General features: G+C 32.5%; 16 protein-coding genes and 1 pseudogene. 10 read left to right on the top strand and 7 right to left on the bottom strand.

The features are described from left to right. Positions 1-7: 7 nt before the first annotated feature. Complete coding sequence (locus tag HMPREF3247_RS13490; RefSeq protein ID WP_000732326.1) at positions 8-829, top strand: MetQ/NlpA family ABC transporter substrate-binding protein; 822 nt, start codon at positions 8-10, stop codon at positions 827-829. A gap of 353 nt (positions 830-1,182) precedes the next feature. Beyond that, complete coding sequence (locus tag HMPREF3247_RS13485; RefSeq protein WP_000752917.1) at positions 1,183-1,377, top strand: CsbD family protein; 195 nt, start codon at positions 1,183-1,185, stop codon at positions 1,375-1,377. Positions 1,378-1,609: 232 nt separating this feature from the next. Here the strand turns inward: HMPREF3247_RS13485 and HMPREF3247_RS13480 are convergent, their stop codons facing one another. Next, positions 1,610-2,461 carry a polyprenyl-phosphate transporter PopT gene (locus tag HMPREF3247_RS13480; RefSeq protein ID WP_001183858.1) on the bottom strand — a complete coding sequence of 284 codons (852 nt, stop codon included), beginning with the start codon at positions 2,459-2,461 and terminating at the stop codon, positions 1,610-1,612. A gap of 327 nt (positions 2,462-2,788) precedes the next feature. Here HMPREF3247_RS13480 and sufC point away from each other — a divergent pair, with 327 nt between their 5' ends. The 5 genes from sufC to sufB all read left to right on the top strand — a co-directional run bounded on the left by sufC (position 2,789) and on the right by sufB (position 8,313). Further along, positions 2,789-3,550: a Fe-S cluster assembly ATPase SufC gene (sufC, locus tag HMPREF3247_RS13475; protein ID WP_000168845.1), complete on the top strand. Its 762-nt coding sequence runs from the start codon at positions 2,789-2,791 to the stop codon at positions 3,548-3,550. A 97-nt stretch (positions 3,551-3,647) separates the two neighbouring features. Further along, complete coding sequence (gene sufD, locus HMPREF3247_RS13470) at positions 3,648-4,955, top strand: Fe-S cluster assembly protein SufD (protein ID WP_000205572.1); 1,308 nt, start codon at positions 3,648-3,650, stop codon at positions 4,953-4,955. Positions 4,956-5,060: 105 nt separating this feature from the next. Beyond that, positions 5,061-6,311, top strand: a complete 1,251-nt coding sequence (locus HMPREF3247_RS13465) for a cysteine desulfurase (RefSeq protein WP_001006454.1) — start codon at positions 5,061-5,063, stop codon at positions 6,309-6,311. Beyond that, positions 6,301-6,765: a Fe-S cluster assembly sulfur transfer protein SufU gene (gene sufU, locus HMPREF3247_RS13460; protein WP_001010508.1), complete on the top strand. Its 465-nt coding sequence runs from the start codon at positions 6,301-6,303 to the stop codon at positions 6,763-6,765. The genes HMPREF3247_RS13465 and sufU overlap by 11 nt, the downstream gene beginning before the upstream one ends. A gap of 150 nt (positions 6,766-6,915) precedes the next feature. Continuing rightward, a complete protein-coding gene (gene sufB, locus HMPREF3247_RS13455; RefSeq protein WP_001074405.1) occupies positions 6,916-8,313 on the top strand; it encodes a Fe-S cluster assembly protein SufB in 1,398 nt (465 codons plus the stop codon). 67 nt (positions 8,314-8,380) lie between these two features. Here the strand turns inward: sufB and HMPREF3247_RS13450 are convergent, their stop codons facing one another. The 5 genes from HMPREF3247_RS13450 to HMPREF3247_RS13430 are packed head-to-tail and all read right to left on the bottom strand — an operon-like array spanning position 8,381 to position 11,080. Further along, on the bottom strand, positions 8,381-9,430 hold the full coding sequence (locus HMPREF3247_RS13450) for a site-specific integrase (protein ID WP_001145738.1): 1,050 nt from the start codon (positions 9,428-9,430) through the stop codon (positions 8,381-8,383). 57 nt (positions 9,431-9,487) lie between these two features. Further along, the gene (locus HMPREF3247_RS15065; RefSeq protein ID WP_015967224.1) at positions 9,488-9,859 is read right to left on the bottom strand and encodes a hypothetical protein; all 372 of its coding nucleotides are present in this window, start codon (positions 9,857-9,859) and stop codon (positions 9,488-9,490) included. Then, positions 9,849-10,274, bottom strand: coding sequence for a hypothetical protein (locus HMPREF3247_RS13440; protein WP_015967225.1), 426 nt, complete (start codon positions 10,272-10,274; stop codon positions 9,849-9,851). Before HMPREF3247_RS13440 ends, HMPREF3247_RS15065 begins: the two co-directional genes overlap by 11 nt. 17 nt (positions 10,275-10,291) lie before the next feature. Further along, on the bottom strand, positions 10,292-10,753 hold the full coding sequence (locus HMPREF3247_RS13435) for a hypothetical protein (RefSeq protein ID WP_000525008.1): 462 nt from the start codon (positions 10,751-10,753) through the stop codon (positions 10,292-10,294). A gap of 12 nt (positions 10,754-10,765) precedes the next feature. Then, positions 10,766-11,080 (bottom strand): helix-turn-helix domain-containing protein, encoded by a 315-nt coding sequence (locus HMPREF3247_RS13430; RefSeq protein ID WP_000333630.1) that lies wholly within the window; start codon positions 11,078-11,080, stop codon positions 10,766-10,768. Positions 11,081-11,231: 151 nt separating this feature from the next. Between HMPREF3247_RS13430 and HMPREF3247_RS13425 the strand changes: the two genes are divergently transcribed. Together HMPREF3247_RS13425 and HMPREF3247_RS13420 are read left to right on the top strand one after the other, a co-directional pair. Continuing rightward, complete coding sequence (locus HMPREF3247_RS13425) at positions 11,232-11,468, top strand: helix-turn-helix domain-containing protein (RefSeq protein ID WP_001121116.1); 237 nt, start codon at positions 11,232-11,234, stop codon at positions 11,466-11,468. 13 nt (positions 11,469-11,481) lie between these two features. Then, the gene (locus tag HMPREF3247_RS13420; RefSeq protein ID WP_000438352.1) at positions 11,482-11,661 is read left to right on the top strand and encodes a hypothetical protein; all 180 of its coding nucleotides are present in this window, start codon (positions 11,482-11,484) and stop codon (positions 11,659-11,661) included. Positions 11,662-11,761: 100 nt separating this feature from the next. On the opposite strand, the gene HMPREF3247_RS13415 is transcribed toward HMPREF3247_RS13420, so the two are convergent. After that, on the bottom strand, positions 11,762-12,244 hold the full coding sequence (locus tag HMPREF3247_RS13415; RefSeq protein WP_070866255.1) for a hypothetical protein: 483 nt from the start codon (positions 12,242-12,244) through the stop codon (positions 11,762-11,764). A 59-nt stretch (positions 12,245-12,303) separates the two neighbouring features. On the opposite strand from HMPREF3247_RS13415, the pseudogene HMPREF3247_RS14615 reads away from it, so the two are divergent. Continuing rightward, positions 12,304-12,400: pseudogene (locus tag HMPREF3247_RS14615) on the top strand (oxidoreductase); the annotation flags it as partial.

The raw sequence follows: 12,400 nt of genomic DNA, 5'->3' as shown, positions 1-12,400 counted from the left end.
TCATTTTATGAAAAAATTATTTGGTCTTATTTTAGTATTAACATTTGCAGTTGTATTAGCAGCTTGCGGTAATGGAAACAAAAGTGGCAGTGACGACAAGAAAATAACAGTAGGTGCTTCACCAGCACCACATGCTGAAATTTTAGAAAAAGCAAAACCATTATTAGAGAAAAAAGGTTATGAACTAGATATTAAAACAATTAACGATTACACTACACCTAATAAATTACTAGACAAAGGTGAAATTGACGCAAACTATTTCCAACATACACCATATTTAAACACAGAGAAAAAGGATAAAGGTTACAAAATCGTAAGTGCCGGTGATGTTCACTTAGAACCTATGGCTGTATACTCTAAAAAGTATAAAAGTTTAAAAGAATTACCAAAAGGTGCAACAGTCTATGTGTCTAATAATCCAGCTGAACAAGGACGTTTCTTAAAATTCTTCGTTGATGCAGGTTTAATTAAAATCAAAAAAGGCGTAAAAATTGAAGATGCTAAGTTTAGTGATATTACAGAGAATAAAAAAGATATTAAGTTTAATAATAAACAATCAGCAGAATTCTTACCTAAAATTTATCAAAATGAAGACGCTGATGCTGTTATCATTAATTCGAACTTTGCAATCGAACAAAAACTAAATCCTAAAAAAGATTCTATTGCTGTAGAAAGTGCGAAAGATAATCCTTATGCAAACTTAATTGCTGTTAAAGAAGGACATCAAGATGATAAGAAAATCAAAGCATTAATTGAAGTATTACAATCTAAAGATATTCAAGACTTCATTAATGAAAAATACAATGGTGCAGTTATTCCTGCTAAATAAATCATATTAATGGCTCAGTAACGTGATGTTGCTGGGCTTTTTAATTTAAACAGGTATTTATATGATATTTAGGAATGAGATGCTATTACGGATAAAGTAAAATCCTATATGCATGCGTGCTACTCATTTATTCTTATTTTTAATTTCACATGGCTAGTGACTAATACATCATAAATCATTAGTGATTCTTTATTATTTCAGTCCCACTCCCTCAAGTTAATGATGAATCTATTTCGCTAGTTATAAAATGACGTCAAATCAATATCAAAAATTATTTAAGTAAAATGTTTAGATAATTTTTCAGTGGGTAAGTATTATATATAACATTTAATTATTCCGAGGAGGCATTTATTATGGCAGACGAAAGTAAATTTGAACAAGCAAAAGGTAATGTTAAAGAAACAGTAGGTAATGTTACTGATAATAAAAATTTAGAAAACGAAGGTAAAGAAGATAAAGCTTCTGGTAAAGCGAAAGAATTCGTTGAAAATGCAAAAGAAAAAGCAACTGATTTTATTGATAAAGTAAAAGGTAACAAAGGCGAGTAATTTTACTTTTTATTCCTAATACACTGCACATGCCACTTAGTCGGTATAACCATTGGCTAGGTGGTTTTTGTATTAAAAAAGTGGATACCAAAATTTATTAATAATTATTTTAATGTTAGAAAAAAACTAAATAAAAACTCGCTAATGATATCCAATAATATGTATACAAAACGAGACATATATTGCATATGATTAACGAGATACTGAAAATATTTTATCACCCCTAAAATGATTATTCATTTTCAGCGGTAATTCGACCTAAAGTCAAACTTACAATAAAACCGATGATAAATACTACTAATGAAACGAACCACATCACGATATTAGTTGGTAAACCTGGAAATACTGCAAAGAGGGAGCCAACAACAAAACCAATGATTAATGCAAAAGTCATTAGTTTATGATGTGTTAGGAAATACTGGATAATTTTGCTTGAAATAATGAATCCAGCAAGCACGCCAAATCCGACTGCAAGTAATATAGGAAGACCTGCAAAGTTAAGTTTAACAACTTCAGATATTGCTAGCATGACCGTACCATAGACGCCAAATACTAATAACATAAATGACCCTGAAATACCTGGGAGTAACATAGCACTAGATGCACACATACCTGCAATAAAATATTTAATAATAAGACTAGTTGATAGAGTAAGTGTTTCTCCAGCATGTTTATCACCATTATTCATTAATGTAATAACAATTAAGATAGCGATACCAGCTATAACCATCATGTAATGTTTAGTTGTAAATGACGTTTTATAGTTAGAAATTTTCAATAAATATGGAACGATACCAATGATTAATCCACCAAAGAAAAACATAGTTGGAATATGGTGTTGGCTTAATAAATAATTAAAAAGATTACTTAGTGATCCCATTGCCAGTAACATTCCAATTATAATGGGGATTAAAAATGTAAAACTTGGCCAAAAACGTCGTGAGAATATGCCGCTAATTGAAGCGATAAATTGATTGTAAATACCTAACAATAATGCGATAGTCCCACCGCTAACACCAGGTACCAAGTCACTCGTTCCCATAGCAAAACCTTTTAGAATATTAATCCATTTAAATTGTTGCATGAATAACTCCTTTCAAACGATTGGAATAAAATCATAAATAGCATCATACCATATTACAAATGACCTAGTGAAATGATAACATATTTTAAATTCATAAAATCCATTGAGAAATTATGTGCACTTATTATCATTTATATTTTTAAAGAGAGCGGATTAGAGTTGTACTTTAGAGTTATTAAAAATAATAAAAAGGGTTTAAGTTGTTTATATTAAGGTATAAGTAAGTTATAATTAACTGAACGCATTATTACAAAGTCTTTTTGACTACAAATTAAAATTATTATAAACTAGTTAAGAAAACTTTATATTTTACGGAGGGAATATAAAATGGCATCAACATTAGAAATCAAAGACCTACATGTGTCTATTGAGGATAAAGAAATCTTAAAAGGTGTTAACTTGACAATTAACACTGATGAAATACATGCGATTATGGGACCAAACGGGACAGGTAAATCAACTTTATCATCTGCAATTATGGGACACCCAAGCTATGAAGTAACTAAAGGAGAAGTACTTTTAGACGGTGTAAATATTTTAGAATTAGAAGTTGATGAAAGAGCAAAAGCAGGATTATTCTTGGCAATGCAATATCCATCAGAAATTACAGGTGTTACAAATGCTGATTTCATGCGTTCAGCAATCAATGCGAAACGTGAAGAAGGACAAGAAATCAACTTAATGCAATTTATTAAGAAATTAGATAAAAACATGGATTTTCTAGACATAGATAAAGACATGGCACAACGTTATTTAAATGAAGGTTTCTCAGGTGGAGAGAAGAAACGTAACGAAATCTTACAATTAATGATGTTAGAACCTAAGTTTGCAATCTTAGATGAAATCGATTCAGGGTTAGACATCGATGCATTAAAAGTTGTATCTAAAGGTATTAACCAAATGCGTGGGGAAAACTTTGGTGCATTAATGATTACACACTATCAACGATTATTAAATTACATTACTCCTGATAAAGTACATGTAATGTATGCTGGTAAAGTCGTTAAATCTGGTGGTCCAGAATTAGCAAAACGTCTTGAAGAAGAAGGATATGAATGGGTTAAAGAAGAGTTCGGTTCAGCTGAATAATCTTATTAATACAGTATCCATGAGATGTTCATCTATATATGATGAAAATGAACATTTATACGAAATAGTAAATTTCATCAAGTAGGAGGAAAAAGTTATGACAACTGATATTTTGAACATTTCTGAAGAACAACTTGTTGATTATTCTAAAGCCCACAATGAACCTTCTTGGATGACAGAATTACGTAAAAAAGCTTTGAAATTAACAGAAACTTTAGAAATGCCAAAACCTGATAAAACAAAATTAAGAAAATGGGATTTTGATTCTTTTAAACAACACGATGTAAAAGGTGATGTTTATCAATCTTTATCACAATTACCTGAGTCAGTAAGAGAAATTATTGACGTAGATCATTCTAAAAACTTAGTAATTCAACATAATAATACGATTGCGTACACACAAGTTGATGATAATGCATCGAAAGATGGCGTTATCGTTGAAGGTTTAGCAGACGCTCTTATGAACCATAGTGATTTAGTACAAAAGTACTTTATGAAAGATGCAGTAACAGTAGATGAACATCGTATCACAGCGCTACACACGGCATTAGTTAATGGTGGCGTATTTGTTTATGTTCCTAAAAATGTAGTTGTAGAACATCCAGTACAATACGTTGTGTTGCACGACGACGAAAATGCAAGCTTTTATAACCATGTTATCATCGTTACTGAAGAAAGCGCCGAAGTCACATATGTTGAAAATTACTTATCAAATGCATCTGGTGAAGGAAATCAATTAAATATTATTTCTGAAGTGATTGCTGGTGCAAATTCAAATATCACATATGGCTCAGTGGACTATATGGATAAAGGCTTTACAGGTCATATCATTCGACGTGGTATTACTGAAGCGGATGCCTCAATTAATTGGGCACTAGGTTTAATGAATGAGGGTAGCCAAATTATTGATAATACAACAAATTTATTTGGTGATCGTTCAACAAGTTCACTTAAATCAGTAGTTGTAGGTACAGGCGAACAAAAAATTAATCTAACATCTAAAATCGTACAATATGGTAAAGAAACAGATGGTTATATCCTTAAACATGGTGTTATGAAAGAACATGCATCGTCTGTATTTAATGGTATCGGCTACATTAAGCATGGTGGAACTAAATCAATTGCTAATCAGGAATCACGTGTATTAATGTTATCTGAACATGCTCGTGGTGACGCGAATCCTATTTTATTAATTGATGAAGATGATGTACAAGCTGGTCATGCTGCATCAGTAGGTCGTGTTGATCCAGATCAACTTTACTATTTAATGAGTCGTGGTATTTCTCAAAGAGAAGCGGAACGTCTTGTTATACATGGTTTCTTAGATCCAGTAGTACGTGAATTACCTATCGAAGACGTTAAACGTCAATTGAGAGAAGTAATTGAACGCAAAGTTTCTAAATAATATTTTGAAAATAAAAGTTTGTAATAGATATAGACTGTCGATATTGGTATAAGACTAATACAACGTCAGTATTTAAATGATTAGGATTTTTATTTAAGAAAGGTCGTGAATGAAGTGGCCGAACACTCATTTGACGTTAATGAAGTAATCAAGGATTTTCCGATATTAGATCAAAAAGTCAATGGCAAACGTTTAGCATATCTTGATTCAACAGCGACAAGTCAAACGCCTGTGCAAGTGTTAAATGTTTTAGAAGATTACTACAAGCGTTATAATTCAAACGTTCATCGTGGTGTTCATACATTAGGATCATTGGCAACTGATGGTTATGAAAATGCCCGTGAAACCGTTCGTCGTTTTATTAATGCGAAGTATTTTGAAGAAATCATTTTTACACGCGGAACAACTGCGTCGATTAACCTTGTAGCACATAGCTATGGTGATGCAAATGTTGAAGAGGGCGATGAAATTGTTGTCACTGAAATGGAACATCATGCCAATATTGTTCCTTGGCAACAGTTAGCAAAGCGTAAAAATGCGACATTGAAATTTATACCAATGACAGCTGACGGTGAATTAAACATCGAGGATATTAAGCAAACGATTAATGATAAAACAAAGATCGTTGCTATTGCACATATATCTAATGTGCTCGGTACAATTAATGATGTTAAAACCATTGCAGAAATAGCTCATCAACATGGTGCAATTATCAGTGTTGATGGGGCGCAAGCAGCACCACATATGAAACTTGATATGCAAGAAATGAATGCTGATTTTTATAGTTTTAGTGGTCATAAAATGCTTGGACCAACAGGTATTGGCGTATTATTTGGTAAACGTGAGTTACTACAAAAAATGGAACCGATTGAGTTCGGTGGCGACATGATTGATTTTGTAAGTAAGTATGATGCAACATGGGCTGATTTACCTACTAAATTTGAGGCGGGTACTCCATTAATTGCTCAAGCAATTGGGCTTGCAGAAGCTATTCGCTATTTAGAACGCATAGGTTTTGATGCAATTCATAAATATGAACAAGAATTAACGATATATGCTTATGAGCAAATGTCTGCAATTGAAGGAATTGAAATTTATGGCCCGCCAAAGGATCGTCGTGCAGGTGTAATAACGTTTAATTTACAAGATGTACATCCACACGATGTTGCTACAGCCGTAGATACAGAAGGTGTAGCGGTTAGAGCTGGGCATCATTGTGCGCAACCGTTAATGAAATGGTTAAATGTGTCTTCAACAGCTAGAGCGAGTTTTTATATATACAACACGAAAGAAGACGTTGATCAGTTAATAAATGCCTTGAAACAAACGAAGGAGTTTTTCTCTTATGAATTTTAATAATCTAGATCAATTATATAGATCTGTCATCATGGATCATTATAAAAATCCTAGAAATAAAGGTGTATTAGATAACGGGTCTATGACAGTAGATATGAATAACCCGACATGCGGTGACCGTATACGACTAACATTTGATATAGAAGACGGCATTATAAAAGATGCTAAGTTTGAAGGTGAAGGTTGTTCGATTTCAATGGCAAGTGCATCGATGATGACACAAGCTGTTAAAGGTCATTCACTTGGAGAAGCAATGCAAATGAGCCAAGAATTTACGAAAATGATGCTTGGTGAAGACTATGTGATTACAGAAGAAATGGGAGATATTGAAGCATTGCAAGGTGTATCTCAATTCCCAGCTCGTATTAAATGTGCCACATTAGCTTGGAAAGCATTGGAAAAAGGTACTGTTGCTAAAGAAGGTAAAGCAGAAGGTACGACTGAAGAAGAATAGAATGCTGTTAATCATAGATAATTTTGATATTAGACATATAAAAGTATAAAAATTTTTATAAGATGTCATGTCATTGTTATAATATGGTTTACATCATGAATTAAAAACTTACGCACGCCGTTGTAAATATATTTTTAAGGAGTGATTGAAATGGCTAAAAAAGCACCTGATGTTGGGGATTATAAATATGGATTCCACGACGATGATGTGTCCATTTTCAGATCAGAACGTGGTTTAACTGAGAATATCGTTAGAGAAATTTCTAACATGAAAAATGAGCCGGAATGGATGTTAGATTTCCGTCTTAAATCATTAAAATTGTTTTATAAAATGCCAATGCCTCAATGGGGTGGCGACTTATCAGAATTGAATTTCGATGACATTACTTACTATGTAAAGCCTTCAGAACAAGCTGAACGTTCATGGGATGAAGTGCCAGAAGAAATTAAAAGAACTTTCGATAAATTAGGAATTCCTGAAGCTGAACAAAAATATTTAGCTGGTGTTTCTGCTCAATATGAATCTGAAGTTGTTTACCATAATATGGAAAAAGAACTTGAAGAAAAAGGTATTATCTTTAAAGATACAGATAGTGCTTTACAAGAAAATGAAGAATTATTCAAAAAATACTTTGCTTCTGTAGTACCTGCAGCAGATAACAAATTTGCGGCGTTAAACTCAGCAGTATGGTCAGGTGGTTCGTTCATTTATGTACCTAAAAATATCAAACTAGATACGCCACTACAAGCTTATTTCCGTATTAACTCTGAGAACATGGGTCAATTTGAACGTACATTAATCATTGCTGATGAAGGTGCTTCTGTACATTACGTAGAAGGTTGTACTGCACCAGTTTATACAACTAGTTCTTTACACTCTGCTGTTGTGGAAATCATTGTGCATAAAGATGCGCACGTTCGTTATACTACGATTCAAAACTGGGCGAACAATGTATACAATTTAGTTACAAAACGTACTTTTGTTTATGAAAACGGAAATATGGAATGGGTAGATGGTAACTTAGGTTCTAAGTTAACGATGAAATATCCAAACTGTGTTCTTTTAGGTGAAGGTGCAAAAGGTAGTACATTATCTATTGCATTTGCTGGTAAAGGACAAGTTCAAGATGCCGGTGCTAAAATGATTCATAAAGCACCTAATACATCTTCTACAATTGTTTCTAAATCTATTTCTAAAAATGGTGGTAAAGTTATTTATCGCGGTATTGTTCATTTTGGACGTAAAGCAAAAGGTGCTCGTTCAAATATTGAATGTGATACATTAATCTTAGATAACGAATCAACATCAGATACAATTCCATATAACGAAGTATTCAACGATCAAATATCATTAGAACATGAAGCCAAGGTTTCAAAAGTTTCTGAAGAACAATTATTCTATCTAATGAGTCGTGGTATTTCTGAAGAAGAAGCGACAGAAATGATTGTTATGGGATTCATCGAACCATTTACAAAAGAACTTCCAATGGAATACGCGGTCGAAATGAACCGTTTAATCAAGTTCGAAATGGAAGGTAGTATTGGATAGCTTTAAACCGCGTTGTTAAGCCATTCTTAACTTCCGGAAATGGCTATTGATACCATTTTGATACCATTTACTTGTCAAAAATGGCTATTGCATCGTGTTTTTTCTGAGTATATAAATGGCTGTAAGTGCCCATCGTTTCAGTGATTTGAGCGTGTCTCATGAGTGACTGTAAAACGAAAATATCTACACCATTATTTGCAAGATAAGATGCATAAGAATGTCTTAACGCGTGAATGTTATAATGAGGGAAAGCTTTTTGGAATTTCTTTTGAACATGACTGTAATGTTTGGGAGCCATTCCTCCGAAAATAAAATAACTACGTTCATCAAAATATTTGTTTAACTCTTTTTCACGTTGGTGTCGTTCAGTTAACATTGTATTGATGAATTTAGGTAAAGGAACAATATCCTCTGAACTATCTGTTTTTGGTCTCGGATATATAGTTCTATTAGAGATGTCCATTGTTTTATTTATGGATATCTCTTTTTTGTATTTATTGTAGTCTGTCCAAACAAGCGCCATAGCTTCGCCAATCCTTAAACCTGTATAAAACATTAATGTAAATAACTCTCTGTAATCTTGCTCTTCAATGTCTTTGATTCTTTCTTCAAATTCTTCACGCATCATAAACTTAGGTTTTGGCTTTACACGCGGAATAGGTTTAATTGATATTGTTGGATCTGTACGTAATCCAAAGTATTTTTTGGCATAATTAATTACAACTTTAAAACCTGACCAAATTGTACGAGCAGAATTTGTTGATGCTACATTCTCTATTAGATATTTACGAAACTCTTGGCATTGATTTTGTGTTATCTTATTCATTTTTATGTGCCCGAACTTAGCTTTAAAGTGTTTATGATATTCATTTTGTTTGCGTCGTTTTGTTTTAGGTCTCAAATCGCTATTTTCTAAATAGTGATGAAAAACATAATCAAATGTTTTTGAATCACTATATCCTTCGTTTACGTCATTCAAAAAAATAGCCTCTGCTCTCTTAGCTTCACGCTTAGTTGAAAAACCGCGTTGCATCTTACGTTTGTTATTACCGTATACATCTTTATATCTAATGGAAAAATACCATTTACCTGTATTATCATTCTTATATACTGGCATTTTGCTTCTCCCTCCTCAAAATTGGCAAAAAAATAATAAGGGTAGGCGGGCTACCCTCTATATAAATAAGTTGACGATCAATCCTACTGCTCCTACTATAAGACTTAAACCACCAATAGCTGTACTTATAGCTATTCCTACAAACCATTTTGTCTGCCTAGCTTCTAAACCGCTTATTTTAGCATCCATTTTATCAGCCATTCTGTCAGGTAAAGAATCTAACTTATTGTCTATACGCTTTTCAAACTGTTCAAATACTTCTTTGGTAATATATTTTCCATTCATCTTACCACCTCCAGAATAGTTACCTTTTTCTTTCATTTTACCATTATTCTGGCGAATGTTGTTAAGTAAAGATTCTTTATATTTATCATCTACAACTTGAAAATTAGGTCTAGCTGCGTCAGTGTGATACTTTTTATTTTCCATCTTCTAACTCCTGATTTAACATGACGTTAAAATAACAAGTCTGAGTGCTTTCGCCCAACTTCATTGTTATATAATGATTACCTGTTTCTTCGAAAAGGAAATTATTCAATGTAACGGTTGAAACAAAATCTACAAGTCCGTTAGCACGTTTGTTTTTCACTTCGTTTTCCTTTGCTTTATCTATATATAAAGGTGCGTTAACAATTTCTTTTTCCGTATCTAAATTTCCAATTCTAAGATTTATAGTTTGTACATCATTTAGATCTATATTTGAGATTCCAAAAGATATTGTGAAGGTATATTGACTAGGAACATTAAACAGCGAAATGCTTGTTATAGGCTCATCGATTAATAAATTGTTACTTGGATTGTTGAATACTCTATTAGAGGTGATTATCCAATCTATATTTGTCATTTTCATTTCTCCTTTATTTATATTTCTTTATATTTAAAAACTCTCAACGGCTCAAATGTAATAGAATACTCGCCATAGTGAGTTCCAATACCATATATCTTTTTGTATTGTTCTATTGCTTCTAATATGTATTCTTCACTTAATTGTAGATACTCAGACAACTCATACAAGTTACGTACACCGTAATTGTGCGCTTCCACAATTTCGCGTAACGGGACTGCTGAGATAAAGCCGTGTCGTCTTGCGTAATTTTCGAACTTGCGATTGTTGAAATTCGAGTAATCGGCTATATCACCGTATGTAAGTTTATTATGCGCTAATTCTTCGAAGAGAATTCCTGCTTTTTCTCTATCTGATAAACCACGCTTTATCAAAATTAAATCTCCTAACCATACCCCGTCTAAATTATCTGGAAGCACATCAGCCTCTCTTATTTCAATATAATCATGTTGTATTAAAGTTTCTTCATATAATCCCATCTGATACATCCTTTACTTACGTTTACTTCTTATATAATCTGCATAATCTAAAACTCTTTGCCACTCGTCATCAGTTAATTCTCCTTCTAAATGAGCTGCACGATGTTGTACTTCATCATCGTTTTCTTCAACCCACCCCATTAAATACGCAGGATTAACATTTAATGCAGTAGCTATACTTTCTATAGTATCGTTTTTTAGATTTTTGATATTTCCGCTTTCATAACGTTGTACAGTAGCTTCAGTTTTACCAATTTTTCTTCCTAGTTCGGCCAAAGTCATACCTTGTTTTTCTCTTGATTGTTTCATTCTTTTTGAAAAGCACATCGTAATACAGCTCCTTTTACTTGATAGTTCTATTATAAGGAAAACTTTCGGCATTTGCAATATTTTTCTAAAAAACTTTCGTAAAATGCTTGACCTCTTTTGTAACATCATGATAAGATTACTTACGTAATGCGAAAGGTGGTGAAAAGAAATGCCTATAGATACTAAACTTTTGAAATCTAAAATGGCTTTGAAAGAACATAACATCAAAACCCTTTCTGAAGAAATTGGTGTCAATAGAGATACTTTATCTAACATGATACACGGGAGAACAAAACCATCCTACCCGGTAATAAATGGTATTTATTTTGCGTTAGAATTGACACCTCAAGAAGGAAGAGATATTTTTTTTAACGAAGACTTACGCAAAAAGAAAGTTTTAACTTAAGGAGGAACAACAAATGGAACAAACAATCAAACAATTTTTAGAATTTAGAAAGCAATTCACACCCGCACAGTGGCACGAAATCAACAGAATTATTGACGGACAATTTAGTAAAAAAGCCGCCGAGCTACAACTCGACGACCAAGATGTTGAGGTTATTAAAAATATTATTACTCAACAAAAGATTATGAAGTAACAATTTGAATAAAAGTTATTCAAAAATCACGAAAGGAAGATACAAAATGATGCTGACCAACACACTACTAGCAATTCACTTTTTCATGAATTTAGCGATATTAATTATGCTCGTAAGAATCGGTAGAGATTAACTTATACTTTTTAAGTTTGTTTATTCGTTGATTAGAAACAATCTTTATAAACGCAGGTTCTAATTCGAATTTATATAAAAACTCTGATGACGAATTAGCTATCATAACTTCTGGTTTATCTAATTGTTTATCGATTGGAGCATGCAAATAACTTGGATTATATATACCGAGAGATGAATATTCATCAGATTCCAATACTACGTTAATAGGTGTTAAAACATTTTTGTTTTTATCTAAAAATATTAATTCTTCTAAAGTATGAGTTCTAGACGAGTCATTAGCGACGACAAAATTTAATTCTACAAAATTATTTTCATAGTAGAAATTAAGATTGCTAATAACAAAACTGAACTTATTTTGAGAACGAGTATAAAAAATTGAGTATGCAGATAGACCTAAAGCTAGAAAAGCTACAACGTTTGAAAACAAAGTAGATTGTATGAATTCCATAAGAATAACCACCTTAAATATTTGATAACAACATTATACACGAAAGGAGCATAAATATTATGCAAGCATTACAAACAAAATCGAACATCGGAGAAATGTTCAATATTCAAGAAAAAGAAAATGGAGAAATCGCAATAAGTGCAAGAGAGTTATATA

Source organism: Staphylococcus sp. HMSC36A10, from assembly GCF_001838845.1.
Classification (GTDB): domain Bacteria; phylum Bacillota; class Bacilli; order Staphylococcales; family Staphylococcaceae; genus Staphylococcus; species Staphylococcus aureus.
This window is presented reverse-complemented; position numbering and strand designations above follow the sequence as displayed.